This window comes from Pseudoxanthomonas sp. SGNA-20 (genome assembly GCF_003931635.1).
In the GTDB taxonomy this organism is placed as follows: domain Bacteria; phylum Pseudomonadota; class Gammaproteobacteria; order Xanthomonadales; family Xanthomonadaceae; genus Pseudoxanthomonas.
Map to the genome: position 1 here is coordinate 45,292 of NZ_RRYK01000010.1, position 24,579 is coordinate 69,870.

Genomic DNA, 24,579 nt, shown 5'->3' on the forward strand with positions numbered 1-24,579 from the left:
CGGACGGGGGGCGGCAGGTGGCCTGCCGCCCCGCGGGCATTAGAACTTCACGTTGAAGGTCAGGGTCGCCGCGCGGCCCGGCGCGATGCTGGCGTAGTGCGAGGCGTAGGCGCGGGTGAAGTACAGCTCGTCGGTCAGGTTCTGCAGGTTCAGCTGCAGGGTGTAGCGCTGGCCGAAGGCATAGCTGGCCATGGCGTCCCAGCGGGTGTAGCCGGGGATCCACTTGCTGTTGGCCGCGTCGCCGTACTGCTTGCTGGAGTAGGTGGCGCCGCCGCCGATGGTCAGGCCGGAGGCGAAGCTGTAGGTGGTCCACAGGTTGGCACTGTGCTCGGCCACGTTCGGGAACACGTTGCCGTTGTACGGCGAGGGCACGTAGACCCCGCCGGGACAGGTGCGGCCAGGCACGGCGCAGACGTAGCCGTTCTCCACCAGTTCGGCGTCCATCCAGGTGTAGCCACCGGACACGTTCCAGTTGTCGGTCAGCCTGCCGTTGAAGCCCAGCTCCACGCCGTCGACTTGCTTCTTGCCGGCGTTCTGCGTGGTGCCGCTGGCGACGGTGATGCGCGCGTTGTCCATCACCGTGTGGAACGCGGCCGCGGTAAGCGACAGGCGGTCGTCGAGCAGGTTCCACTTCAGGCCCAGCTCGATGTTCTCGCTTTCCTGGGGCTTGAGGTCCTGGATCGCGGCGCTGAGGCCGTCGGAGCCGTCGCCGCCGTCCATGCCCGGGGGCGTGGACGAAGTGCCCCAGGACAGGTAGATGCTGCCGTTGCGGGTCGGCTTGAACACCACGCCGGCCTGGTAGTTCAGGTAGTCGGATCCGTGCCGCAGCACGGTCGGCGCGGCGTTGGCCGACGGGGTGACCTGCACGGTCCGGAAGTCGTCGTAGCGCAGGCCCAGGTTGAGCAGCCAGGACGGCGAAAGCTCGATGGTGTCGAACAGGTAGAGCGAGGTAGTCTCGGTGTCCTGGCGCACGTCCAGCGCGCGGTTGCTGCGGGTCACCGTCTGCCCGGCCGACCAGGGGTCGTCCGGGTTGGGATGGCGGAAGTCGGTGCAGTTGTAGCCGGTGGCCGCGCCCGTGGTCGGGCAGCTGGTGTCGCCGGTCAGGAAGTTGTTGGTGCCCGGCGCCAGGATGTAGTTGCCGCGGCGCGTCTTCTCGTCGCTGTACTCGATGCCGGCGCTGTAGCTGTGGGCCAGCGCGCCGGTGCGGAAGCTGCCGGTCAGGCTCAGCTGGTCGGCCAGGGTGCGGGTGGTGGTGTCGCGGCTGTTGGTGCGGCGCCACAGGGTGCCGTACAGCAGCGGGTTGCCCTTGCTGTCGTCCGGCTGGGTCCACAGGTAGTCGTTGCGGGTCTCGCCGTAGCGCAGGACCTGGCGCAGCTTGTGCTCGCCCAGGGCGAAGCTGGCGTCGACCGTGGTGATGTCGGCGCGGGTGCGCTGGAAGTCGCGGTCCTTCAGGCCGTAGTAGTTGCTGCGGTCCGGGACCAGCGGGCGGCCGTCGCCGTTGAGCACGGCGTTGGCGCCGGACAGCGGGTTGGAGTACGGGAAGCCGCCGGCGTCGGGCAGGTCGTCGGTTTCCAGGTGGTAGTGCGACAGGATCAGCTGGGCGTCGCCGTTGAGGCCGAAGGCGAGCGAGGGGGCCACGCCCCAGCGCGAGACGTTGGCCGCGTCGCGGCCGGGGATGTCGGCATCGTGGCGCATCAGGTTCAGGCGCGCGGCGCTGCCTTCGCCGATCTGCACGTTGGCGTCGACCGTGCCGCGGCGGTAGCCGTCGCTGCCCACGCCCAGGCCGATGCTGGTTTCGTCCTTGAGCCTGGGGGTCTTGCTGACCAGGTTGATGCTGCCGCCGCCGGAGTCGCGGCCGCCGTAGGCCGAGCTGGGGCCCTTCACCACCTCGACCTGCTCGAGGTTGAACACCTCGCGGGTCTGCGAGCCCACGTCGCGCAGGCCGTCGATGAAGGTGTTGCTCTGCGCGTCGAAGCCGCGGATGAAGGGGCGGTCGCCGGTCGGGTTGCCGCCTTCGCCGGCGCCGAAGGTGATGCCCGGCACCAGGCGCAGGGCGTCCTGCAGGCTGGTGGCGCCGGTCTGCTCCAGCAGGCCCTGGGGAATGATCGAGACCGACTTGGGCGTGTCCACCAGGTCGGCGGTGAACTTGGACGAGGACGGGTTGAACCAGCTGCCGCGCACGTCGACGCGGTCCAGGTCGGTCGCGGCCGGTTCCGGGTTGGCATCGGCCGGGGTGGCGGCCTGCGCCGGCACGGCGAGCATGGCCAGCGAGGCGCCGGCCAGGACCGAGGCGCCGGGCAGGGCGGAGGTGGAACGTGGGACCGGGTGCTTGCGGGACTTGATGTAGGACACCGATGGATCCTTGGGGACAGGGGGTGGCAGGACGCGCATGGCGGCGGTACGCGGAACGGGTCGGTACGCACCGGCTGGCGGCGGCTGCCGGAATCGGGGAGGGAAGCGGATGGCGCCTGCCGCGGGGCGACCGGCGGTGCGGGCGCGGGCAGTGCAGGCTCAGGCCTGCTGGGGTGGCGCGCCGCCACGCGGTGGCCGGTACCACGGCCGGCTGGCGGCCGGGAACCGGGCCGCGGCCGCCGGTACGGCCCTGGCCGGGGGCGTGGGGGAGGCGGAAGGCTGAGGCAGGGCGGCCGGCTCAGCGCCGGCCGGGTCCGCCACCATGGCAACCGGGAGTGGCGGCAGCAGGCCCGGATCCCCGCCGTGCGCGGGGGCGTGCATGCAGGCGCGCACGAGCAGCGCCAGGGCATGGGCCTGCGCCTGGCCCGCGCTCGCGGCAGCCGCGGCCATGAGGATGGCGGCCAGCACGCCGGCGCGGGCCAGCGTGCGCAGGGGGCGGCAATGGGACTGGATGCGGCGCAAGAGGGCGGGACCGGGAAGGTTGTCCCGCCATCTTAATGAGATTAATTCCCATTCACAAGGTAAATCGGCGCGATCGTCAGCGGTCGTCGCGGGTCCAGATGCCGGTGGCGTCCAGCTTCACCGGGAACTTGGGGACCGGGGAGTAGGCCGGGGCGCACAGCGCGCGGCCGTCGCGCAGGTCGAAGCGGGCGCCGTGCAGCACGCACTCGATGCTGCACTCGGCCGGATCCACCGAGCCGGCGGACAGCTCGTAGTCCTCGTGGCTGCAGCGGTCCTCCAGCGCGTACAGCTCGCCGTCGAGGTTGACCACCAGGATCGGGGTATCGGTGACTTCGTCGAACACGGTGCGCATCTCGCCCGGCAGCAGCTCGCCGGGGGCGCAGACGAAGGTCCAGGTCTCGCTCATGCCGCCACCCCGGCGTGCAGCGGCTTCTCCAGCACCTCGAAGCGCAGGTCGTCGCGCAGCGGGATGCCGAAGCGCTCGTCGCCGTAGGGGAAGGGCTTGTGGATGCCGGTGCGGCGGTAGCCGCGGCGCCCGTAGTAGGCGATCAGGCTGTCGCGCACGTCGATCACGGTCATGCGCATCACCGGCAGGTCCCAGTCCTCGCGGGCGATGCGCTCGGCCTCGGCCAGCACCGCCTTGCCCAGGCCGCCGCCCTGCAGCTCCGGGCGCACCGCGAACATGCCGAAGTAGCCGGCGCCGTCCTCCTCGGCCACGTGCGCGCAGGCCAGCAGCGCGCCGCCGCGCTCGGCCAGCAGCACGATGCTGCGCGGGCGGGCGAGGTCGGTGGCGAGGACGTCCGGATCGATGCGCGGGCCGTCCAGCAGGTCGGCCTCGGTGGTCCAGCCTTTGCGGCTGCTCTCGCCGCGGTACGCGGAGGTGACCAGTTCGACGATGGCGGGGATGTCGGCGTGGGTGGCGTGGCGGAAGGTCAGTGCGTCCATCCGCGCATTCTAGGCCGGGGCGTGCCGGCCGGCAGCCCGCGGGCGGCCGTGCGCGGCGGCCCGGCGGACGGAGCAACGGGCCGGGCGCCGCCGCTCAGGCGAGCAGGCGGCGGGTCTTTTCCAGCGCGGCGACGAAACGGTCGATCTCCTCGTGCGTGTTGTAAAACGCCAGCGAGGCGCGCAGGGTCGCGGCCACGCCGTAGTACTGCAGCAGCGGATGGGCACAGTGCTGGCCCGAGCGCACGGCCACGCCTTCCAGGTCCAGCAGGGTGGCCAGGTCGTGCGCGTGCGCGCCCTCCACGAGGAACGAGATCACCGCGGCCTTGCCCGGCGCGGTGCCGAAGATGCGCAGGCCCGGGATGGCCTGCAGCGCCTCGGTGGCGTGCGCCAGCAGTTCGGCCTCGCGCGCGGCGATCGCGTCCATGCCGATCGCGTCGAGGTAGTCGATGGCCACGCCCAGGCCGACGAAGCCGGCGATGTTGGGGGTGCCGGCCTCGAACTTGTGCGGCGGGTCGTTGAACACCGTGCCGTCGAAGCTGACCTCCTTGATCATCTCGCCGCCGCCGATGAACGGCGGCATCGACTCCAGGTGCTCGCGCCGCGCCCACAGCGCGCCGGTGCCGGTGGGGCCGCACATCTTGTGGCCGGTGACGGCGTAGAAGTCGCAGCCGATGGCGGCCACGTCCAGCTTCAGGTGCGGCGCGGCCTGGGAGCCGTCGACCACGGTGACGATGCCGCGGCGGCGCGCCTCGCGGCAGATCTCGCGCACCGGGTTGAGCGTGCCCAGCACGTTGGATACGTGGGCCACGGCCAGCAGCTTCACGTCCGGGGTCATCGCGCGGTGGAGGCCGTCCAGGTCGAGGCTGCCGTCGGGCAGGATCTCGGCGACCTTGATCTTCGCCCCGGTGCGCTGCGCCACCAGCTGCCAGGGCACGATGTTGGCGTGGTGCTCCATGCGCGACACCAGGATGGTGTCGCCCTGCTTCAGCCGCGGCAGCGCCCACGAGTACGCCACCAGGTTGATGGCGAAGGTGGTGCCGCTGCACAGCACGACCTCGTCGGCGCGCACGTTGAGGAAGCGCGCCAGGCGCGCGCGCGAGGCCTCGTACGCCTCGGTGGCCTCGGTGCCAAGGGCGTGCACGGCGCGGCTGACGTTGGCGTTGTGGCGGCGGTAGAACTCGTCCTGCGAGGCAACCACCGGCAGCGGCTTCTGCGAGGTGTTGGCATTGTCCAGGTACACCAGCGGGTGGCCGTGGACCTCGCGCATCAGCAGCGGGAAGTCGGCCCGCACCCGCTCCCAGTCCACCGCGCCGGGGTGGCCGGGCAGGGCAGCGTCGTGCACGGCGGGGATCCCGTTCATGCCGCCACCCCGCCGCCCAGGGCAGTGGCCAGCGCCGCGTCGAGGCGGTCCAGCAGCAGCTGGCGCAGGCCCTCGTCCTCCAGCGCGCCCAGCGGCTCGCGGCAGAAAGCCACGGTCAGCAGGCGCTGCGCCTCGGCCAGCGGCACGCCGCGCGAGCGCAGGTAGAACACCGCGTTGGCGTCGAGCTGGCCGACGGTGGCGCCGTGCGCGGCCTTGACCTCGTCGGCGTCGATCACCAGCACCGGCTGGGTGTCGATCTCGGCGTCGGCCGACAGCAGCAGGTTCTTGTTGGACAGGCTGGCGTCGGTGCCGTCGGCGCCGGGGCGGATGTTGATCCCGCCGTGGAACACCACCCGGCTGCGGCCGTCGGCGATGCCGCGCCAGAGCAGGTCGCAGGCGGTGTCGCGGGCGATGTGCTCGATGCCCAGGCGGGTGTCGACATGGCGGCGGCCGCTGCCCAGCAGCACGCCGTTGGCGGTCAGGCGGGCGCCGTCGCCCTCCAGGCGCACGTTGAGTTCGTTGCGGCTGAGCCCGGCGCCCAGCTCCAGGTCGAAGCGGCGGTACTGCGCATCGCGCGCAAGCACCGCGTCGGTGCGGGCGAAGCGGGTGGCCCGGGCGGCGTCGGCCTGGACCCGGACGTGGCGGACCAGCACGCGCTTGCCAGCATGCAGGTGCAGCACGTCGTTGGCCAGGTGGGCGTGGTCGCCGGCGCCGAGCTGGTGCTCGACGATGTCCAGCGCCGCGTCGTCGCGCAAGTCGATGAAGTGGCGCAGGTGCCAGGCGCGGTCGCCGTCCTGCGGCACGCCCACGAACACCAGGTGCAGCGGCGCGGGCAGGCGCACCCCGGCGTCCAGCCGCACCACCGCGCCGTCCTCGGCCAGGGCGGCGTTGGCGCGGGCGAAGACCTCGTCGCGGCGCTCGTAGCGGCGCAGCAGGAAGTTGGCGTCGCGCGGCTGCCCGCGCTCCAGTACCTGCGACAGCGCCTCCACGCTGGCGCCGTCCGGCAGGCCGGACAGGTCGCTGCGGGCGGCGTCGAAGCGTCCGTTGGCGAACACCAGGCGCGGGGCGGGAATACCCTCGACCAGTGCCGGGTCGAACGCCGGCGGGGTGGTATCCGCCGGGGCGAAGCTGCGGCGCTCCAGCGCGCGCAGCGGGGTGTACTTCCAGGCTTCCTCGCGCGGGCCGGGCAGGCCGTCGGCCAGCAGCGCCTCCAGCGCGGCGCGGCGGCCCGGGCCCAGTTCCTGCGCCTCCGGCGCGCGCAGGGCATCGAAGCCCTGGCGGAACGATTCCAGCAGCGCGGCCATTACGCCACCCGTTCCGGGGCGACCCGGTCCTTGAGCCAGGCGTAGCCGTGCTTCTCCAGTTCCAGCGCCAGTTCCGGGCCGCCGGTCTGGACGATGCGGCCGTCGGCCAGCACGTGGACCACGTCCGGCTTGATGTAGTCCAGCAGGCGCTGGTAGTGGGTGATCACCAGGAACGAGCGCTCGGCGGTGCGCAGGGCGTTGACGCCGTCGGCCACGGTCTTGAGCGCGTCGATGTCCAAGCCCGAGTCGGTCTCGTCGAGGATCGCCAGCTTCGGCTCGAGCACGGCCAGCTGGAAGATCTCGTTGCGCTTCTTCTCGCCGCCGGAAAAGCCCTCGTTGACGCCGCGGTGCAGCAGTTCGTCCTTCAGGTGCAGCACGGCCAGCTTCTCGCGCACCAGCTTGAGGAACTGCATCGAGTCCAGCTCGTCCTGGCCGCGCACCTTGCGCTGGGCGTTGAGCGCGCTGCGCAGGAAGTAGGTGTTGTTCACGCCCGGGATCTCCACCGGGTACTGGAAGGCGAGGAACAGGCCGGCGGCGGCGCGCTCCTCCGGCTCCAGTTCCAGCAGGGCCTGGCCGTCGAACTCGACCGAGCCGGCGGTGACCTCGTAGCCGTCGCGGCCGGCGAGGATGTTGCCGAGCGTCGACTTGCCGGCGCCGTTGGGGCCCATGATGGCGTGCACCTGGCCCGGCTTCACCTCCAGCGAGAGGCCCTTGAGGATTTCCTTGCCGGCGACGCTGGCGTGGAGGTTTTCGATCTTGAGCATGGGATTGGGGATTCGGGATTGGGGATTCGGTATTCGGGATTGGATCCGGAAGGCGCCGGGGGCCGGAGGAAGGGGACACTCGCGCGGTCCCCGGCTCCCCGGATCGACCCCCGGAAGCGGCGGCCTCAGCCGACGCTGCCTTCGAGCGAGACTTCCAGCAGCTTCTTGGCCTCCACCGCGAACTCCATGGGCAGCTCGCGGAAGACCTGCTTGCAGAAGCCGTCGACGATCAGCGAGACCGCGTCCTCCTCGGAGATGCCGCGGCTGCGGCAGTAGAACAGCTGGTCCTCGCTGATCTTGGAGGTGGTGGCCTCGTGCTCGACCGTGGCGCCGGGATTCCTCACCTCGATGTAGGGGAAGGTGTGGGCACCGCACTGCTTGCCGATCAGCAGGCTGTCGCACTGGGTGTAGTTGCGCGCGCCGTCGGCGTTGCGGTCGACCTTCACCAGGCCGCGGTAGGTGTTCTGGCCGCGGCCGGCGCTGATGCCCTTGGACACGATCTTGGACTTGGTGCGCTTGCCGACGTGGACCATCTTGGTGCCGGTGTCGGCCTGCTGGCGGTGGTGGGTCAGGGCCACGGAGTGGAACTCGCCCACCGAGTCGTCGCCCAGCAGCACGCAGGACGGGTACTTCCAGGTGATGGCCGAGCCGGTCTCCACCTGGGTCCAGGTCACCTTGCTGCGCGCGCCGCGGCATTCGGCGCGCTTGGTCACGAAGTTGTAGATGCCGCCGCGGCCTTCCTCGTCGCCCGGGTACCAGTTCTGCACGGTCGAGTACTTGATCTCCGCGTCGTCCAGCGCGACCAGCTCGACCACCGCCGCGTGCAGCTGGTTTTCGTCGCGCATCGGCGCGGTGCAGCCCTCCAGGTAGGAGACGTAGGCGCCTTCCTCGGCCACGATCAGGGTGCGCTCGAACTGGCCGGTGTGGCCGGCGTTGATCCGGAAGTAGGTGGACAGCTCCATCGGGCAGCGCACGCCCTTCGGGATGAACACGAAGCTGCCGTCGGAGAACACCGCCGAGTTGAGCGCGGCGAAGTAGTTGTCGCCGTGCGGCACCACGCTGCCCAGGTACTTGCGCACCAGGTCCGGATGCTCGCGGATGGCCTCGGACATCGAGCAGAAGATGATGCCCTTCTCGGCCAGCTCCTTGCGGAAGGTGGTGCCCACGGAGACCGAGTCGAACACCGCGTCCACGGCCACGCCGGCCAGCTTGGCGCGCTCGTGCAGCGGCACGCCGAGCTTGTCGTAGGTCTCGATCAGCTCCGGCGGCACCTCGTCCAGCGACTTGTACTTCGGACCCTTGGGCGCGGAGTAGTAGCTGATGGACTGGAAGTCGATCGGCGCGATCTGCAGCTTGGCCCAGTTGGGCATGGGCATCTGCAGCCAGCGGCGGTAGGCCTCAAGGCGCCATTCGGTCATCCAGTCCGGCTCCTCCTTCTTGGCCGAGAGCTGGCGGATGACGTCCTCGTCCAGGCCCGGGGGCAGGGAATCGGACTCGATCGGGGTGACGAAGCCGGCGTCGTAGCGACGGCCCAGGCGCTCGAGGATCTCGGCGTTCTGCGGCGCGGCTTCGGCGGTGGGGGTCTGCATGTCGGTGGCCATGGGGCTGCCTGGGGAATTCAGCTGGCTACCTGCACGGCGATCTGCCGGCGGGTGGCGGTGGAGGGGGGAGGAAGCGGGCGCAGCATCTGCGCCAGGGTCACGCCGCGCAGGGCATCGGCGACCACGTCGTTGATCAGGCGCCAGTTGGAGCGCACGCCGCACTGGTGGGCGATGCCGCACTGGTTGCTGCCGGCCTGGCTGCACTCGGTCATCGCCAGCGGGCCTTCCATCGCCTCGACGATCTCGATCAGGGTGATGCGGTCGGCGTCGCGGGCGAGGCGGTAGCCGCCGCGAACGCCGCGCAGGCCCTCGACCAGTCCGGCCTGGGCCAGCGGCTTGAGCAGCTTGCTGACGGTGGGTTGTTCCAGGCCGGAGTGCTCGGCCAGCTCGGCCGCACTGAGCACCTCGCCGGGACGGGAGGCCATGACGGTCAGGACGACCGTGGCGTAATCAGTCAGCTTGGTGACGCGGAGCATGGCAGAGGGTCGGGTGAAAACGTACCGAAATTGTACGCTTTCGCCCGCCCCGAGGCCAAGCCGGCACGGGTGGAACGCTTCAGCGCGGGTTGTCGGCGCCTGGCGCAGGCCCGGTCCCAGGTAGGGCGGGGGCGGCGCCTTCCCCGGCGGCAGTGCATCGGGGGCCGGCACGCCGGCCGCGCCGGGGCTGCGGAGGTAGCGGTAGATCGCGCGGCGGTCCTGCCCGTCCATGGCGCGCACGGCGATGTCCGGCATCATCGGACGGGTATGCGGGTGGGCGGGCTTGGGATGCGCGGCGGCATGGGCGAGAATCGCGTTCCAGTCGCCGCCCCGGAACGTCCATGCCCTGCAAAATCGTCGCCCGCAAGTCCCCCATCCACGGCAATGGCGTGTTCGCGGTGGAGCCCATCCGCAAGGGCGAGCGCATCATCGAGTACAAGGGCCTGCGCCGGACCCACGCCGAGGTCGACGCCGACAGCGCCGGCGACGTCGAGAGCGGGCACACCTTCCTGTTCACGCTCAACGACGACTACGTGATCGACGCCAACCACAAGGGCAACGACGCGCGCTGGATCAACCACAGCTGCGACCCGAACTGCGAGGCCGTGGTGGTCGAGCACGAGGGCGACGACCGCAGCAAGGACCGCATCTTCATCGAGGCGATCCGCGACATCCGCCCCGGCGAGGAGCTGACCTACAACTACGGCATCACCCTGGCCGAGCGGCATACGCCGCGGCTGAAGAAGATCTGGGCCTGCCGCTGCGGCTCGCCCAAGTGCACCGGGACCATGCTCCAGCCCAAGCGCTGAGGCGGGGTCACTCCGACGCCGGCAGCGCCGGGTCGCGGTCCAGCAGCACGTAGAGCTGGCCGTCGCGCACGCCGGCCGCTTCCACCTGCACCCCGCCCAGCAGGGCCGCCAGCGGCGGCTCGATGCGGTACACCGGCTCGCTGCGCGCGTAGTCGGCCAGCCAGGCGTTGAGCAGGCCGCGGGTGCCCTCGTCCAGGGCCAGGCCGGCCTGCGCGGGGCGGAAGTCCTCGATCGCCGGCTGCTCCAGGAAGAACGCCTTGCGCGCCGGGTCGTAGCGCAACGCGCTGCTCAGCTGCACCCGGCCGACCGGCGTGGGGGTGCCGCCGGCAGTGGCCGCGGCCAGGTCCAGGCCCAGGCGCATGCGCGTGCCCGGCGGCAGTTCCAGGCGCGGGTTGGACACGGTCAGTTCGAGCAGGCCGCCGAGGGCGCTGTGCCGTTGCGGGAACCGGCCCTGGAGGAAGGCCTGGGCGTCGGCCGCCTGCACGCTGACCTGGCGGCCCTCGAAACGGGGCGCGGCCAGCGCCGGCGGCAAGGCCAGCAGCGCGGCCAGCAGGACGGGAAGAGGGCGGGACAGGCGCATCGCGGATTCCTCGCGGATCGGAAGCACCATCCTGGCGCGGCGCGGTGAACCGGTCGTTAGCAGCGCACCGCCGGCGCGACGCTCAGCTCTCCTCGCGCGGATCCAGTCGCGCCAGCAGGCGCGACAGCGGCGCGGGCAGGCCGTCGAGCAGGCCATCGGCCACCGCCGGGTGGCGGCGGACGATGCCGTCGAGCAGGCGGGCGCCGATCACCAGGGCGGTGCGTTCGTCGGCGCTGAGGCCGGGGAGGCGCTGGTTGGACTCGATCACGCGCATCCAGTCGTCGCAGCAGGGCTGCTCGAACTCGATCGCGCAGCGCCCCTGGCACGGCAGTCCGCCGTTCTCCACCGGGGTCACGGTGATGCGGTAGCGCTGTGGGGATGAAGCCATTGTTGCGGGGTCCTGAAAGGGGTGTGGCCACGATAGGCCTGCCGCCACCCGGGAACGAGGCCCCTGGCCACGATGGACCGTTCCACCGCCTCAGCGCGGCGCTTGCCCCGCGCGCAGCCGCGGCAGCGGGTCGACCGCCCCGCCGCGGCCGTAGATCCCGTAGTGCAGGTGCGGCGGGGTGCCGCGCGCGTTGCCGCTGTCGCCGACGCTGCCCAGCACGGTGCCGGCCTCGACCAGGTCGCCGGGTGCCAGGCCCGGCGCCCAGTCCTCGAGGTGGGCGTAGTAGTGGGATTCGTTGCCGGGCCCGCGCACCCAGACCTGGCGCCCGCCAAGGCCGCGCTCGCGCACCGCGGTGACGATGCCGCGGGTGGTGCTGGCCACCGGCGTGCCGCGCGGGGCGAAGATGTCCGCGCCTTCGTGGCGGCGGCCGGTGCCGCGCGGCGCGCCCCAGGTCGGAGCGATGCTGCCGGCGGCCACGCCCTGCACCGGGACCGGCAGCGCCTGTGGCGCCGGTTCGCGCGCCAGTTCAAGGGCCAGCCGCGCGCGCTGCACCGCCGGGTGCTGCCAGGCCCAGGCCAGCGCCAGGCCCAGCACGGCCAGCCAGAGCAGGGTCCAGGCAAGGCCGGCCAGGCGCCGGGCGCGGGTGGGGCGGTGCGATCCCATGCGCCGAGCATGGCCCGGCGCGCGTGCCCGCAATGGCAAGGCCGGCGCCAACGAAAACGGGGCGGCCTTGCGGCCACCCCGTCGGAAGAAGCTGGTAAGCCCGTCGCGCCGATCAGGCGGCAGCGTCCTTGAGCTTCTTCAGCGGGCGCACCTTGACCTTGACCGAAGCCGGCTTGGCGGCGAACCACTGCTCTTCCTTGGTGAACGGATTGATGCCCTTGCGGCGCGGCTTGGCCGGGACCTTGACCGCGGTGACCTTGAACAGGCCCGGCAGGGTGAAGCTGCCGACGCCCTTCTTGCTGATCGCGCCGGAGACCGCATCCTCGACGGCGGCCAGCACGGCCTTGACGTCCTTGGCGACGACGCCGCTGGTTTCGGACAGGTGCTTGATCAGGGCGGACTTGCCCAGGACTTCCTTCAGCGGGGCGGCCTTCTTCGGAGCAGCGGCAGCCTTCTTCGGAGCAGCAGCCTTCTTCACTGCGGTCGTCTTCGCCGCTTTGGTCGCGGCCTTCTTGGCGGCCGGCTTCTTGGTGGTCTTCGCCATAAATTTCCTGTTCCGTACGTATTGGATGGTGGGCCGAGAGCATCGGCACGGCGAATGTAGGCGATGCGCGGGGCGTCGCCAAGAGGAAAAGCGCGGAAAAGCGGCAAAAAATGCCGCCTGGCGGACGGACGGAGCGCCCCGGGGCGGGTCAGCCCCCTGCCGGCGCCCCCGCGCGGCGGGCCTGCTTGCGCTCGGCGACCTTCTGCCCGGCCTCGCGCTCGCGCGCCGCACGCACCATTTCCCCCAGCCAGCCGGCCAGGACCTCGGTATAGGCCTGCTGCTCGGGCTTGCCGGAAAAGGCGTGGTCCGCGCCGGCGATGCGGCGCTTGGTCAGGGAGCGGGCGCTGGAGAACGCGGCGGCGTAGTTCTCACCGACCATGTGCGGCACGGTCTGGTCGTGCTCGGCCTCCACCAGCAGCACGTCGCCCTGGAAGTCGTGGCAGGCGCGCAGGGCGCGGTTTTCCTGCCAGGGTACGCGGCGGCGGCGGAACGCGGGCAGGTCGGGGTCGGCGTGCAGCTGGCGCTTGGGCAGTTCCCAGCCCTCGTCCTTGTAGATCGCCGGCGAGCGCAGGGCCAGCCAGCGCACCGGGCGCAGCCCGGTCAGCAGGGTCGACAGGTAGCCGCCGTAGCTGATGCCGACCACGGCGATGGCCGACGCGTCCACGTCCGGGCGCGCGGCGAACCAGTCGTAGGCGGCGACCAGGTCGGCCAGGTTCTGCGGGCGGCTGACCGTTTCCCACTGCGCCGCGGTTTCCTCGTGGCCGCGCAGGTCGAAGGTCAGGCAGACGCAGCCGATGCCGGCGATGCGGCGGGCGCGGCCGAGGTCGTGGTCCTGGCTGCCGCCCCAGCCGTGCACGAACAGCACGCCGGGAAGCGCGGGCGGCGGCGACAGCACGGTGCCGCGGACGACCTCGTCGTCGACCCTGATGTCGACCGGGTCAAGGCGGATTTCCATGGACCACAGCGTACTTCAGCACCGGTCCACGTCTTGCGAACGGATCGTGGAAGTGGACCTGCGCATGCGGCGGCGGGCGGTGGGCCAGGTCGTGGCTCTCGTGGCAGGAGGCGGTGAGCGCGCCGCGCGGCACGCGCCCGGACAGGAACGCGTCCAGCGCCACGACTTCCGCCGGCGAGGCCCCGCCCAGGCGCCAGGACTGCTCCAGCACGCCGCAGCGCCAGCGGCCGCGGGCGTCGCGCCCGGCGATGACGTCGTAGTTGCGGCGCGAGGCGTAGAAGCCCGGGTGCACCTCCGCCACCGCGGCGTCGTAGCGGCGCGCGCAGTCCAGGGCCTCGCGCTGGAATGCGTCGCCGGCCACGGCCTCCAGCGCCTCGTAGCCGCCGGTGACCACCTGCAGGCGCGAGCCGGTGTAGACCTCAAGGCCCTCGCGGTCCGGGGCCTGCTGCTGGGTGCCCAGGTAGGACAGGACCAGGCCGGCGATGCGGACCTGGCCCACGCTGCAGGTGGTCGCCTCGACCAGGTCCTGCTCCAGCACCATGCCGTGCTGCTGCAGCTGCAGCAGGTCGAGCGCGGCCACCGCCTGTTCCAGGTGGTCGGGGTGCTCGACCCGCTGCTGCCCCTGGCCGCCGCGGGCCTGGGCCGGCTTCAGCCGGATCGCGCCGCCGCGCGCCAGCAGCTCGCGCCCGGCGCTGCCGGCCGAGTGCGGGCAGAAGGCGCTGAAGCCGTCCAGTACCACCGGGCGCAGGCGCTCACCCAGCTCCGCGCGCCAGCCCTCGGGGGCCGAGGCGCACTCGCGCGGCAGGCCGTGGGTGATCACCTTGCTGGCGATGAAGGCGTGCGGGACCACCCCGCCGAACAGGTCGTCCTCGCCAGCGATGCCCAGCCGAGCCGCCTGGGCGGCGGTAAGGGTGTCGTCGGGCACGAAGTAGGGGCGCAGCGCCGGCGGATGCGCGGGGTCGTACTCGCCGGCGTACTCCCAGCCGGCCAGTTCGGCCAGGCGCCGCGCCACCCAGGCCTGCGAGGCGCGTTCGTGGTCGCTGCGCGGCTGCCCGCCCGCGCACACCGTGACCACCGCGCGACGGCACCGGTTCGTGGGGGAAGGCATGCCGCTGGCTCTCCGCGGAAGGACGCAGGCAAGCTGCGGCCTTCGCGGTGAAACGGGCGCGAAGGATCGCCGCCCCGCTGCCACGGCGCGTGCGCGGGGTCGTGAAGCGTGCCTGTGTCCGTTTCCGGCGCTGGACCACGGGCACAAAAAAGCCGGGGCATCGTTGATGCCCCGGCCCGACCGCGGCTGAGGGAGGGATCAGCCAGCGAGTGCGAACAACACGCCCCATGCCGGCAGCGTGGCCTGGCCGCCATCGATGCCGACCGCGGCGTAGCCGGGGATGGCCTGCGGCTGCCACTGGCCGTCCGGCAGCGACAGCGTGGCGGCGTTGGCGGAAAGGTTGAACGCGGCCAGCATGCGCTGGCCCTCGTGCTCGCGCACGAACGCCAGCACCGGCTCGGCGGTGTCCAGGAAGCGGATCGAGCCGCGCACCAGGGCCGGCTGCTGCTTGCGCCAGCGCATGAAGGCGCGGAACGCGTGCAGCACCGAATCCGGGTCGGCTTCCTGGCGCTCCACCGCCAGGGCGCGGTGCTCGTCCGGCACCGGCAGCCATGGCTGCACCGGGCTGAAACCGGCGTCGGGCGCGTCCTTCCACGGCATCGGCGTGCGGCAGCCGTCGCGGCCCTTGAAGGTCGGCCAGAAGGTGATGCCGTAGGGGTCGCGCAGGGCCTCGAACGGGACGTCGGCCTCGGGCAGGCCCAGTTCCTCGCCCTGGTAGATGCAGACCGAGCCGCGCAGCGAGCAGACCATCGCTGCCAGCATGCGCGCCAGCTGCGGCGGGGCTTCGGCGCCGCCCCAGCGGGTGACCGCGCGGCGCACGTCGTGGTTGGACACCGCCCAGCACGGCCAGCCCTCGGTCATTGCCGCTTCCAGGCGCTCGACCGTGCCGCGGATGTAGCCGGCGCTGAAGTCGTCCACTAGCAGCTCGAAGCTGTAGCCCATGTCCAGGCGCTTGCCAGAGGTGTACTCGGCGGTGGTGGCCAGCGAGTCCTCCGAGGAGATCTCGCCCAGGGTCACCGCGCCGGGGTACTGGTCCATCAGCCGGCGCAGCTCCTCGAGGAAGCCGATGTTCTCCGGGCGGGTGTTGTTGTAGTAGTGGTACTGGAACGCGTACGGGTTGTCCGGGCTGAAGCCGCGGCCCACGCGCTTGTCCGCCGGCTTGGGCGGGTTGTCGCGCAGCTGCGCGTCGTGGAAGCAGAAGTTGATCGCGTCCAGGCGGAAGCCGTCGACGCCGCGGTCCAGCCAGAAGCGCACGTTGTCCAGCGTGGCCTGGCGAACTTCCGGGTTGTGGAAGTTCAGGTCCGGCTGCGAGGACAGGAAGTTGTGCAGGTAGTACTGGCAGCGGCGCGGCTCCCAGCGCCAGGCCACGCCGCCGAAGATCGACATCCAGTTGTTGGGCGGGGTGCCGTCTTCCCTGGCATCGGCCCACACGTACCAGTCGGACTTGGGATTGTCGCGGCTCTGCCGGCTTTCCAGGAACCAGGGGTGCTGGTCGGAGGTATGGCTCAGCACCTGGTCGATCATCACCTTCAGGCCCAGGCGGTGGGCCTTGGCCAGCAGGCGGTCGAAGTCGTCCAGGGTGCCGAACAGCGGGTCGACGTCGCGGTAGTCGGCGATGTCGTAGCCGTAGTCGGCCATCGGCGACTTGAAGAACGGCGAGATCCAGATCGCGTCCACGCCCAGCGAGGCCACGTAGTCCAGCCGCTCGGTGATGCCCGGGAGGTCGCCGATGCCGTCGCCGTTGGTGTCGAGGAAGCTGCGGGGGTAGATCTGGTAGATGACGGCGCCGCGCCACCACTGGGTATCGGACATACGGGAACCATTACGGATGGGAAGCCGCACCGACGGGCGCGGCGGGGATGGAGGGCCGGGGTGGGCAATCCCTTGCCCGGGCCACCGGCGGTTCCGGTCGCGGCAGGGCTTGCCCGGCGCGCTTCCATTGGCCGCGGCTATGGTAGTGGCGCCCCCTCGCGGCCGAGCGGGGGCGCATACGTATTCATCGGGAGCGCCTTACAGCGGCACGAACCGCACGGCCTGGCCACCGCCGCGGCCCAGGCGCAGCTCCAGCACGTCGCCGGCGCCGACTTCGCGGGTTTCGTGGACGAAGGCGAAGGGCTTGTGCTCCCAGTCCGCGCCGTCGCCGTCGCGATAGATCTCGGCGCGATAGCGGCGGCCGGCATCGAGGAAGGACAGTGGCGCCTGCAGCACGCGCGGGGTGTCGTCGCCGACCGCGCCGAGGAACCACTCCCCGCCGCCGCGCGCCTTGCGTGCCAGCACCGCGTACTCGCCGACCGAACCGTCGACCATGCGGCTTTCCTCCCAGTCCACCGCCACGTCGCGGATGAACTTCAGCGCCTGCGGCTGCCTGGCGTAGTGCTCGGGCAGGTCGGCGACCATCTGGATCGGGCTGTACAGGACCACGTACAGCGCCAGCTGCTTGGCCAGGGTGCTGCGCAGCTTCTGGCCGTTGCGGCCGACCAGGCTGACGATGCCCGGGGTGAAGTCCATCGGCCCGGCCAGCATGCGGGTGAACACCAGGGTGGCCTCGTGCTCCGGCGGGTTCGGCGGATCGGCCCAGGCGGCGAATTCCATGCCGCGCGCACCCTCGCGCGAGACCCAGTTCGGGTACGTGCGGCGCAGGCCGGTGTCCTTGATCGGCTCGTGGGCGTTGACCGCGATCTTCCGCTCCGCCGCGGCCTGGACCACGCGCAGGTGGTGGTTGCTCATCCACTGGCCCTCGTGCCACTCGCGCACCACCGGGCCGCCAGGCTGGTCCTGGCGCTGGATGTCACCGGCGTCGCAGACGTAGCCGGTCTTGACCACGTCCACGCCGTTGCGCGCGTACAGGTCGAAGGCCGCCTCCAGCTGGCGTTCGTAATGGCTGACCGCGCAGGCGGTTTCGTGGTGGCCGATCAGGTGCACGCCCTTGCCGGCGGCATACTTGGCCAGTTTCGGCAGGTCGAAGTCCGGGGTGGAGCGGGTGAAGTCGAAGCCCCAGCCGTTGGCGAACCAGTTGCCGTCCCAGCCCGGGTTCCAGCCTTCCACCAGCACGCCGCGGAAGCCGTTCTTCGCGGCGAAGTCGATGTAGCGGCGGGTATTGGCGGTGGTCGCGCCGTGCCTGGGGCCGGTGCCCCAGGTCTCCTTCTCCAGGTGCAGCGACCACCACACGCCCACGTACTTGGCCGGCTTGAACCAGCTGACGTCGCCGATGGCGTTGGGCTCGTTGAGGTTGAGGATCAGGCTGGACTCGACCAGGTCACCGGCACGCTCGCCGATCTGGATCGTGCGCCACGGGGTGGCGAACGGGGTGGTGCGGTTCACCGCGCCACCCTCGCTGGACGGGGTCAGCGCGGCGCGCAGCACGTTGCCGTCGCCACGGGCCAGGTTCATGCCGGCGTAGTCGACCAGCGCCGCCTCGTGGATGGAGACGTGCAGCCCGTCGCCGGTGCGCAGGGTCAGCGGCGTCTGCGCGGTGCCGATCTCGCGCAGCGGGGTGCGCGAGTACAGGTATTCCTCGCGATTCCATTCGAACGCGGGGATCCACCAGGCGGTGGTGTTGTCCGCATCGGCCAGGGCGAACTCGGTCAGCTCCTGGCGGATGCGCACCTGGCGCGGTCCCGGCTCGGCCGGGAACTCGTAGCGGAAACCGACGCCGTCGTCGTAGACGCGGAACACCACGTCGATCCGCCGTGGCGGCTGGCCCGGCTCGGCCGGACGCTCGGCGAAGCGCGCGCGCAGCTCGTTGTAGCGGTTGCGGGTCAGGCGGCGCTCGCCCCAGGGCTGCTCCCAGGTCTCGTCGAAGCTGCGGCTGGAGTGGTCGATCAGCTCCAGGTTGCGCTCCAGGCGGCCGTCGCCAAGCAGGAAGCCCAGGCGCGAGGAGGCGATCACGGGCTTGCCACGGCGTTCGACGCGGTAGGCCAGGCGGTCCTCGTGCTGGGCTTCGATGGTCACCGCCAGCACCTGGCCGGGGGACTCGATCCGTGCCAGGTCGCGGGCGTGGAGGGGCAGGGCGGCTGCTGCAAGGAGCAGCAGGGCGAGCAGGGCGCGGGGGCGGCACGGGAGACGTCGTGCGGGCATGGGGGCTTACTCCAGGACGTAGACGAGGACGGTGCGCGGCGGCACGGTGAAGCGGCCGCGCGCGGGTTCGTGGCGTGCTTCGCGCACGCGTGGATCGGCGGCGTGCGGGCCGCGCTGCAGCGGATGCAGGCGCCAGCGCTGGCCGCGCAGCTCCGGCAGTTCCAGTACCTGCGCCTGCGGCGAGGCATTGAGCAGGTAGAGGATGCCGGCGAAGCCGGCGCCCGGATGGCCGCGGCCGTCGAGCAGGCCGGCGACCACCAGCGGGTTCTGGCCCGGGCCGCTATTGGGGAAGCTGAGCCGGCGCGCGACCTCTTCGGCGGTGCGCAGCCGGAACAGGCTGGAGCTGGCGCGGATTGCCAGCAGCTCGCGCAGGGCGGCGCGGGCGAAGGCGATGTCTTCCGGGGCCGGGCGGATGGAGGGATCGGCCAGGCGCGGCGCGATCCACGGCCAGTCGGTTTCGTTGCCGCTGGCCGGCGGCAGGCCGCTGCCGAAGAAATTGTCCCCGCCGCTCCAGTCGATGCGGTTGAACCAGTCGCCGGAGTCGTAGCTGTTGCGGTCCATGGACTTGGAGCGCAGCAGGTCGATGCCGGCGTGGAAGTAGGCCACGCCCTGGCTGAGCGCGGTGGTGGCCATGCCCAGCACCTGCACCCGCGCCCGCTCGCTGGCCGGCGTGCCGGCGGGCAGGCGGTAGGCGTTGAGGTCGTAGAGGGTCTCGTTGTCGTGGTTCTCGACGTAGTTGACCACCTCGCCCGGTGCGTGGGCATAGCCGGCCGGCTGGCCGTTGTAGTCCACCTCGTGCAGCGGGCGGGGGCCGTCGACGGTATCCAGCACGTAGTCACGCAGGGTGCCGGCCAGGCCGGCACGGACCAGGTCGGCTGCGCGCAGCAAGGCGGCGCGGCTGGCCGCCGGGTCGTCGCCGGCAGTGGCCTCGTTCGGCGCGTAGCCGAGGCCGTTGAGCCAGCCCTGGCGCGCCAGCTTGTCGCGGCCGCTGTCGCCCGGGCCGCCGCCGCGCAGGGCATCGCGCGCGCGGTCGCTGAAGGTGCCGATGCCGCTGCCGCCCAGGGACAGCTGCGAGGCCTGGACGAAGCGGGCGCCATCGGCCACCTCGCCGAAGTTCCAGCCCTCGCCGATCAGCGGCACGTGGCGGCCGGCGACGGCGTCGACCCGGCGCTGCAGGGCTTCCATCGCCGCGCGCGGCTGGTGGCCCATCAGGTCGAAGCGGAACGAGTCGATCCGGTAGTGCCGCACCCACAGCCCGGCCGAGTCGATCATCAGCCGCGCCATCATCGCGTGCTCGGTGGCGGTGTTGCTGCAGCAGGTACTGGTCTCCACCGTGCCGCTGGCGTCGAGGCGGTGGTAGTAGCCGGGCACGATGCGGTCCAGCACCGAGCCGGGGTCCTGGCCGGCGGCATAGGTGTGGTTGTAGACCACGTCCATGCCCACGCGCAGGCCCAGGGCGTGCAGGGCCATGACCATGGCCCGGAACTCGCGGATGCGCACCGCGCCGTCGGACGGATCGGTGGCGTAGCTGCCCTCGGGCGCATTGAAGTGGAACGGGTCGTAGCCCCAGTTGAAGCAGTCGCGCGCGGCTTCGGCCATCACCGCGGCCTGCTGCAGCGGGCTGTCCGCCGGTGCATCGGGCACCTGCGGGGTGGTGCAGCCGGCTTCGGGCACGGAGGCGAAGTCGTACACCGGCAGCAGGTGCACGTCGGTCAGGCCGGCCCGGGCGAGGGCGCGCAGGTGGGCCATGCCGGCGCTGCCGGCGGCGGTGAACGCCAGGTAGCGGCCGCGCAGCGGTTCCGGCACGGTGGCATCACCGATGGAGAAGTCGCGCACGTGCAGTTCGTACACCGACATGTCCACCTGCGCCTGCAGCGCGGGCGGGCGCGGGGCCTGGTCCCAGCCGTCGGGCTTGAGCGCCGGGTCGTCCAGGTCGGCCACGTAGCTGCGGCGCGAATCGGTGCCGAGGCTGGCCGAGTACGGATCGGTGACGCGGTTGCGCACCAGGCCGGTGCCCGGCACGTACACGTCCACCAGCCAGGTGTAATAAGCGCCGCGCAGGTCCTGCGGCAGGCGCGCGGTCCACATGCCGGTGGCCGGATCGGCCGCGACGGCCACGCGGCGGGTGGCCGCGGCATGGTCGCCGGGGTACAGGCACAGCGAGACCTCGCGCGCGGTCGGTGCCCATACGCTGAAGCGGGTGCCGTCCGGCGCGGGGTGCGCGCCGGGCATCGGCGCATCGACCGCGGCGGCATACAGGTCGTCCAGTGCGCCGGGCAGCTGGATCCGGGTGGCGTCCAGCACGCGGCCGCGCGGGTCCTCGCGCACCAGCAGCAGGGCCTGGCGGTAAAGCGCGCGCAGGGCCTGGTCGTCCAGGTCCAGGGCCAGGGTGGCGCCGGGGGCGACATGGCGGAAGCGCCGTGCGACCGTTTCCGCCACGGTGGCGCCGGCCAGCGCTACCTGGCCCTCGGCGCCGCGCACGCGCTGGCCGGGGATGGCCTGCGGCAGCACCTTGCCGTGGTAGAGGCGGTAACGGCCAGGGTCCGGGGCGCCGGGCCAGCGCAGGGTGCGCCGGTCCAGCCAGATCGCGCGTGCGTCGGGAACGGTGCCGGCCTCGGCGGCGAGGACCACGGCCTCGCCGGCGTCGCAGGCTGCGATGGGCAGCGCCGCCGCATGCGCGGGCAGGGCGGCAAGCAGCAGGGCACAGCCGCCGGCCGCGCCAAAGGCATGGAACATGGCGCGCACGGTGCGCCGCCGCAGGCTTCGTAGCATCGCCCCTCCCAGAACGCTCCGCGTCCACGGCAGCCGGCCGCGGCGCGAGGGGCCGCACTATTCCACGGGTGCAGTGCAGCATGGGCGCGCATGCCGATGAATACGTATGCATGCGCTGTCCGCCGCGTACGGCCGCCGCCTACCATGCCCCGGTACCGCCGGCCGGCGGATCGCGACGCAACGGTTCCCGGAGGGGGGATACAGCGTGATTGAACGCAAACCACGCCTGTCGTTCTGGCAGATCTGGAACATGTGCTTCGGCTTCCTGGGCATCCAGTTCGGGTTTGCCCTGCAGAACGCCAACGTCAGCCGCATCTTCCAGACCCTGGGCGCGGACATGGAGCAGGTGCCGGGGCTGTGGATCGCCGCACCGCTGACCGGCCTGCTGGTGCAGCCGGTGGTGGGCTATCTCTCCGACCGCACCTGGACCCCGCTGGGCCGGCGCCGCCCGTACTTCCTCGCCGGCGCGGTGCTGGCGACCCTGGCCCTGTTCTTCATGCCGCACTCCCCGGCGCTGTGGATCGCCGCCGGCATGCTGTGGATCCTCGACGCCTCGATCAACATCTCGATGGAGCCGTTCCGCGCCTTCGTCGGCGACCAGCTGCCGCAGGAGCAGCGCGCCAGCGGCTATGCGATGCAGAGCTTCTTCATCGGCGCCGGCGCGATCATCGCCAGCCTGCTGCCGTGGCTGCTGGCCAAGGCCGGACTGGCCAATACCGCGGCTCCGGGCGAAGTGCCGGACACCGTGCGCTACGCGTTCTACGTCGGCGGCGTGGTGCTGCTGGGCGCGATCGGCTGGACCGTGCTGCGCACCCGCGAGTACCCGCCGGAGGACCTGGCCCGCTTCGAACAGGCCGAGTCGCCGGAGCCGGCCCCTGTCATGGCCTCCGTGCCCGGCCCGCTGCCGGCGCTGGCCTGGCTGGTGGCCGGCCTGGGCCTGGCGGCGCTGATCGCGGCCAACGGCTGGGACCGCATGCTCTACGTGCTGGCCGGCATGGCCGCGGCCTACGGCGTGCTGCTGCTGGTGGCGCGGGTGCTGCCGGCCGGGAGCATGCTGCCGGCCATCGCCGCCGACCTGCGCGCCATGCCGCGCACCATGCGCCGCCTGGCCGTGGTCCAGTTCTTCTCCTGGTTCGCCCTGTTCGCGATGTGGATCTACACCACCGCGGCGGTGGCCGGCACCCACTTCGGCAGCAACGACCCGACCTCGGCCGCCTACAACGAAGGCGCCAACTGGGTCGGCGTGCTGTTCGCCGCCTACAACGGCTTCGCCGCGGTGGCGGCCATCGCCATCCCATGGCTGGCCGCACGCATCGGCCTGCGCGGCACCCACGTGCTCAACCTGTGCCTGGGCGCGCTGGGCCTGCTGTCCTTCCTGTGGGTGCGCGATCCGCAGTGGCTGCTGCTGTCGATGGTCGGCGTGGGCTTCGCCTGGGCCTCGATCCTTTCCCTGCCGTACGCGATGCTGTCCGACAGCCTGCCGGCGGCCAAGATGGGCGTTTACATGGGCATCTTCAATTTCTTCATCGTGATCCCGCAGCTGGTCGCGGCCAGCCTGCTGGGCTTCCTGCTGCGTGCGCTGTTCGGCGGCCAGCCGCTGTGGGCCCTGGCCCTGGGTGGCGCCAGCCTGGTGCTGGCCGCGGCCTGCGTGCTGGCGGTGCCGCGCACCGCGGAGGCGCGCGCATGAATCGCTTCCTGCGCAAGGCCCTGCTGGGCACGGCCCTGGCGATCGCCGCCGCGTCGGCCTTCGCCCAGTCCATCTACGGCACCCGCGAACCGTTCGCCAGCGAGGCGGTGTACTTCGTGATGACCGATCGCTTCGTCAATGGCGACCCGGCCAACGACCACCGCGACCAGGGCGGCGAGCACCACACCTTCGACCGGCCGCTGGAGCCCTGCGACGGCGTGGTCGGCAACGTCGGCTACCTGGGCGGCGACTTCCGCGGCCTGCTGGACAACGCCGGCTACATCGCCGACATGGGTTTCACCGCGGTGTGGATCACGCCGATCGTGGACAACCCGGACCAGGCCTTCACCGGCGGCGACCCGATCACCTGCGACGGCTTCCTCACCGACCAGGGCAAGACCGGCTTCCACGGCTACTGGGGCGTCAATTTCTACCGCCTGGACGAGCACCTGCCCAGCGAGGGCCTGGACTTCGCCGGCCTGACCGCCGGCCTGCGCGGCCATGGCCTGAAGACCGTGCTGGACATCGTCGCCAACCACGGTTCGCCGGGCTGGACCATGCCGGTGCCGCAGCCGCAGTACGGCCAGATCTTCGACGCGGAAGGGCGCCTGGTGGCCGACCACCAGAACCTGCCGCCGGAGCGCCTCGATCCGGCCGGCAACCCGCTGCACGCCTTCTACAACGACAAGCCCGACCTGGCCCAGCTGGCCGACCTCAATGCCGACAACCCGGCGGTGATGGACTACCTGGTTGGCGCCTACCTGCAGTGGATCGGCCAGGGCGTGGATGCGCTGCGCATCGACACCATCCGCCACCAGCCGCTGGCGTTCTGGAAGGCCTTCACCGACCGCATCCGCGAGCGCCACCCGGGCATGTTCATGTTCGGCGAATCGTTCGACTACGAGGCGGCCAACATCGCCCAGTTCACCCGCCCGGAGAACGGCGGGGTGAGCGTGCTCGACTTCCCGATGAAGAAGGCCATGGACGAGGTGTTCTCGCGCCAGGCCAGCGCCGGGTTCGAACGCTTGGCCGAAGCGCTGTACCTGGAGGACGGCCCGTACGCCAACCCGTACGAGCTGGCCACCTTCTACGACAACCACGACATGCCGCGCATGGACGCCAGCGACGAGGGCTTCATCGACGCGCACAACTGGCTGTTCACCGCACGCGGCATCCCGGTGGTCTACTACGGCTCGGAGACCGGGTTCATGCGCGGCCAGGGCGAGCACGGCGGCAACCGCGCCTACTACGGCGTGGAGAACATCCAGGCCGCCCCCGCGCACCCGATCCACGCCAGCCTGCGGCGCATCGCCAACCTGCGCAAGGCCTCGCCGGCGCTGCAGCGCGGGGTGCAGCTGAACGTCGAACTGCAGGGCGACAGCGCGGTGTTCTACCGGGTCTACGAGGACGCCGGCCAGGCCCAGACCGCCTTGGTCCTGCTCAACAAGGGCGACCGTCCGCGCACGGCGACGGTCACCCGCATGCTCCAGCCCGGGCGCTGGCGCGACGGCTTCAGCGGCCAGGAGGTCAGTGTCGGGCGCAAGCTCCGGGTCGAGGTGCCGGCGCACGGCGTGCGCGTGTTCCTGTACGACGGCCCGGTGACCCGCGCCGACCTGCGCCAGGCCGCGCTGAAGGCCACGCCGCGGCAGTAAGCAGCAGGGGCGCCGGTTGC

General features: G+C 71.7%; 20 protein-coding genes. 3 read left to right on the forward strand and 17 right to left on the reverse strand.

What is annotated here, in order from left to right:
• Positions 1–39 precede the first annotated feature (39 nt).
• The 8 genes from EIM48_RS14020 to EIM48_RS14055 all read right to left on the reverse strand — a co-directional run bounded on the left by EIM48_RS14020 (position 40) and on the right by EIM48_RS14055 (position 9,324).
• The gene (locus EIM48_RS14020; protein ID WP_233581704.1) at positions 40–2,262 is read right to left on the reverse strand and encodes a TonB-dependent receptor; all 2,223 of its coding nucleotides are present in this window, start codon (positions 2,260–2,262) and stop codon (positions 40–42) included.
• Between the two features lie 688 nt (positions 2,263–2,950).
• Complete coding sequence (locus EIM48_RS14025) at positions 2,951–3,280, reverse strand: non-heme iron oxygenase ferredoxin subunit (RefSeq protein ID WP_125111922.1); 330 nt, start codon at positions 3,278–3,280, stop codon at positions 2,951–2,953.
• Positions 3,277–3,819: a GNAT family N-acetyltransferase gene (locus EIM48_RS14030; protein ID WP_019397569.1), complete on the reverse strand. Its 543-nt coding sequence runs from the start codon at positions 3,817–3,819 to the stop codon at positions 3,277–3,279. The genes EIM48_RS14025 and EIM48_RS14030 overlap by 4 nt, the downstream gene beginning before the upstream one ends.
• A gap of 94 nt (positions 3,820–3,913) precedes the next feature.
• Complete coding sequence (locus EIM48_RS14035) at positions 3,914–5,179, reverse strand: cysteine desulfurase (RefSeq protein ID WP_125111923.1); 1,266 nt, start codon at positions 5,177–5,179, stop codon at positions 3,914–3,916.
• Positions 5,176–6,483: a Fe-S cluster assembly protein SufD gene (gene sufD, locus EIM48_RS14040; protein ID WP_125111924.1), complete on the reverse strand. Its 1,308-nt coding sequence runs from the start codon at positions 6,481–6,483 to the stop codon at positions 5,176–5,178. Before sufD ends, EIM48_RS14035 begins: the two co-directional genes overlap by 4 nt.
• Positions 6,483–7,247, reverse strand: coding sequence for a Fe-S cluster assembly ATPase SufC (sufC, locus tag EIM48_RS14045; protein ID WP_019397566.1), 765 nt, complete (start codon positions 7,245–7,247; stop codon positions 6,483–6,485). Before sufC ends, sufD begins: the two co-directional genes overlap by 1 nt.
• A 125-nt stretch (positions 7,248–7,372) precedes the next feature.
• On the reverse strand, positions 7,373–8,848 hold the full coding sequence (sufB, locus tag EIM48_RS14050) for a Fe-S cluster assembly protein SufB (RefSeq protein WP_019397565.1): 1,476 nt from the start codon (positions 8,846–8,848) through the stop codon (positions 7,373–7,375).
• Positions 8,849–8,865: 17 nt separating this feature from the next.
• On the reverse strand, positions 8,866–9,324 hold the full coding sequence (locus EIM48_RS14055; protein WP_028915325.1) for an SUF system Fe-S cluster assembly regulator: 459 nt from the start codon (positions 9,322–9,324) through the stop codon (positions 8,866–8,868).
• Positions 9,325–9,665: 341 nt separating this feature from the next.
• Between EIM48_RS14055 and EIM48_RS14060 the strand changes: the two genes are divergently transcribed.
• Entirely contained in the window at positions 9,666–10,133 is a 468-nt protein-coding gene (locus EIM48_RS14060) for an SET domain-containing protein-lysine N-methyltransferase (RefSeq protein ID WP_125111925.1), read from the forward strand.
• 7 nt (positions 10,134–10,140) lie between these two features.
• Here the strand turns inward: EIM48_RS14060 and EIM48_RS14065 are convergent, their stop codons facing one another.
• The 9 genes from EIM48_RS14065 to pulA form a co-directional block, all read right to left on the reverse strand.
• Positions 10,141–10,713: a DUF1439 domain-containing protein gene (locus EIM48_RS14065; RefSeq protein WP_164544141.1), complete on the reverse strand. Its 573-nt coding sequence runs from the start codon at positions 10,711–10,713 to the stop codon at positions 10,141–10,143.
• An 82-nt stretch (positions 10,714–10,795) separates the two neighbouring features.
• A complete protein-coding gene (locus EIM48_RS14070) occupies positions 10,796–11,101 on the reverse strand; it encodes a DUF3861 family protein (RefSeq protein ID WP_028915323.1) in 306 nt (101 codons plus the stop codon).
• A 90-nt stretch (positions 11,102–11,191) separates the two neighbouring features.
• On the reverse strand, positions 11,192–11,764 hold the full coding sequence (locus tag EIM48_RS14075) for a M23 family metallopeptidase (protein ID WP_028915322.1): 573 nt from the start codon (positions 11,762–11,764) through the stop codon (positions 11,192–11,194).
• Positions 11,765–11,876: 112 nt separating this feature from the next.
• On the reverse strand, positions 11,877–12,308 hold the full coding sequence (locus EIM48_RS14080) for an HU family DNA-binding protein (RefSeq protein WP_019397559.1): 432 nt from the start codon (positions 12,306–12,308) through the stop codon (positions 11,877–11,879).
• A 148-nt stretch (positions 12,309–12,456) separates the two neighbouring features.
• Complete coding sequence (locus tag EIM48_RS14085) at positions 12,457–13,263, reverse strand: alpha/beta fold hydrolase (RefSeq protein ID WP_019397558.1); 807 nt, start codon at positions 13,261–13,263, stop codon at positions 12,457–12,459.
• On the reverse strand, positions 13,247–14,371 hold the full coding sequence (locus EIM48_RS14090; RefSeq protein WP_233581701.1) for a DUF3182 family protein: 1,125 nt from the start codon (positions 14,369–14,371) through the stop codon (positions 13,247–13,249). The genes EIM48_RS14085 and EIM48_RS14090 overlap by 17 nt, the downstream gene beginning before the upstream one ends.
• A gap of 198 nt (positions 14,372–14,569) precedes the next feature.
• Positions 14,570–16,183: an alpha-glucosidase family protein gene (locus EIM48_RS14095; RefSeq protein ID WP_125111926.1), complete on the reverse strand. Its 1,614-nt coding sequence runs from the start codon at positions 16,181–16,183 to the stop codon at positions 14,570–14,572.
• Between the two features lie 198 nt (positions 16,184–16,381).
• Positions 16,382–18,448, reverse strand: coding sequence for a glycoside hydrolase family 97 protein (locus EIM48_RS14100; RefSeq protein ID WP_125111927.1), 2,067 nt, complete (start codon positions 18,446–18,448; stop codon positions 16,382–16,384).
• Between the two features lie 6 nt (positions 18,449–18,454).
• Positions 18,455–21,220 carry a pullulanase-type alpha-1,6-glucosidase gene (gene pulA, locus EIM48_RS14105; RefSeq protein WP_233581702.1) on the reverse strand — a complete coding sequence of 922 codons (2,766 nt, stop codon included), beginning with the start codon at positions 21,218–21,220 and terminating at the stop codon, positions 18,455–18,457.
• Positions 21,221–21,428: 208 nt separating this feature from the next.
• Between pulA and EIM48_RS14110 the strand changes: the two genes are divergently transcribed.
• Positions 21,429–22,907 carry an MFS transporter gene (locus tag EIM48_RS14110; RefSeq protein WP_125111944.1) on the forward strand — a complete coding sequence of 493 codons (1,479 nt, stop codon included), beginning with the start codon at positions 21,429–21,431 and terminating at the stop codon, positions 22,905–22,907.
• On the forward strand, positions 22,904–24,559 hold the full coding sequence (locus tag EIM48_RS14115) for an alpha-amylase family glycosyl hydrolase (RefSeq protein ID WP_125111928.1): 1,656 nt from the start codon (positions 22,904–22,906) through the stop codon (positions 24,557–24,559). Before EIM48_RS14110 ends, EIM48_RS14115 begins: the two co-directional genes overlap by 4 nt.
• Positions 24,560–24,579: the final 20 nt, after the last annotated feature.

Excerpts from the sequence above, each read along its gene's own strand:
- EIM48_RS14080 (WP_019397559.1), bottom strand. The coding sequence starts at position 12,308 with ATGGCGAAGACCACCAAGAAGCCGGCCGCCAAGAAGGCCGCGACCAAA.
- EIM48_RS14055 (WP_028915325.1), bottom strand. The coding sequence starts at position 9,324 with ATGCTCCGCGTCACCAAGCTGACTGATTACGCCACGGTCGTCCTGACC.
- EIM48_RS14065 (WP_164544141.1), bottom strand. The coding sequence starts at position 10,713 with ATGCGCCTGTCCCGCCCTCTTCCCGTCCTGCTGGCCGCGCTGCTGGCC.
- EIM48_RS14025 (WP_125111922.1), bottom strand. The coding sequence starts at position 3,280 with ATGAGCGAGACCTGGACCTTCGTCTGCGCCCCCGGCGAGCTGCTGCCG.
- EIM48_RS14090 (WP_233581701.1), bottom strand. The coding sequence starts at position 14,371 with ATGCCTTCCCCCACGAACCGGTGCCGTCGCGCGGTGGTCACGGTGTGC.
- pulA (WP_233581702.1), bottom strand. The coding sequence starts at position 21,220 with ATGCTACGAAGCCTGCGGCGGCGCACCGTGCGCGCCATGTTCCATGCC.
- EIM48_RS14100 (WP_125111927.1), bottom strand. The coding sequence starts at position 18,448 with ATGCCCGCACGACGTCTCCCGTGCCGCCCCCGCGCCCTGCTCGCCCTG.
- EIM48_RS14095 (WP_125111926.1), bottom strand. The coding sequence starts at position 16,183 with ATGTCCGATACCCAGTGGTGGCGCGGCGCCGTCATCTACCAGATCTAC.
- EIM48_RS14035 (WP_125111923.1), bottom strand. The coding sequence starts at position 5,179 with ATGAACGGGATCCCCGCCGTGCACGACGCTGCCCTGCCCGGCCACCCC.
- EIM48_RS14070 (WP_028915323.1), bottom strand. The coding sequence starts at position 11,101 with ATGGCTTCATCCCCACAGCGCTACCGCATCACCGTGACCCCGGTGGAG.
- EIM48_RS14085 (WP_019397558.1), bottom strand. The coding sequence starts at position 13,263 with ATGGAAATCCGCCTTGACCCGGTCGACATCAGGGTCGACGACGAGGTC.
- sufB (WP_019397565.1), bottom strand. The coding sequence starts at position 8,848 with ATGGCCACCGACATGCAGACCCCCACCGCCGAAGCCGCGCCGCAGAAC.
- EIM48_RS14030 (WP_019397569.1), bottom strand. The coding sequence starts at position 3,819 with ATGGACGCACTGACCTTCCGCCACGCCACCCACGCCGACATCCCCGCC.
- EIM48_RS14115 (WP_125111928.1), top strand. The coding sequence starts at position 22,904 with ATGAATCGCTTCCTGCGCAAGGCCCTGCTGGGCACGGCCCTGGCGATC.
- EIM48_RS14060 (WP_125111925.1), top strand. The coding sequence starts at position 9,666 with ATGCCCTGCAAAATCGTCGCCCGCAAGTCCCCCATCCACGGCAATGGC.
- sufC (WP_019397566.1), bottom strand. The coding sequence starts at position 7,247 with ATGCTCAAGATCGAAAACCTCCACGCCAGCGTCGCCGGCAAGGAAATC.
- sufD (WP_125111924.1), bottom strand. The coding sequence starts at position 6,483 with ATGGCCGCGCTGCTGGAATCGTTCCGCCAGGGCTTCGATGCCCTGCGC.
- EIM48_RS14020 (WP_233581704.1), bottom strand. The coding sequence starts at position 2,262 with ATGCTCGCCGTGCCGGCGCAGGCCGCCACCCCGGCCGATGCCAACCCG.
- EIM48_RS14075 (WP_028915322.1), bottom strand. The coding sequence starts at position 11,764 with ATGGGATCGCACCGCCCCACCCGCGCCCGGCGCCTGGCCGGCCTTGCC.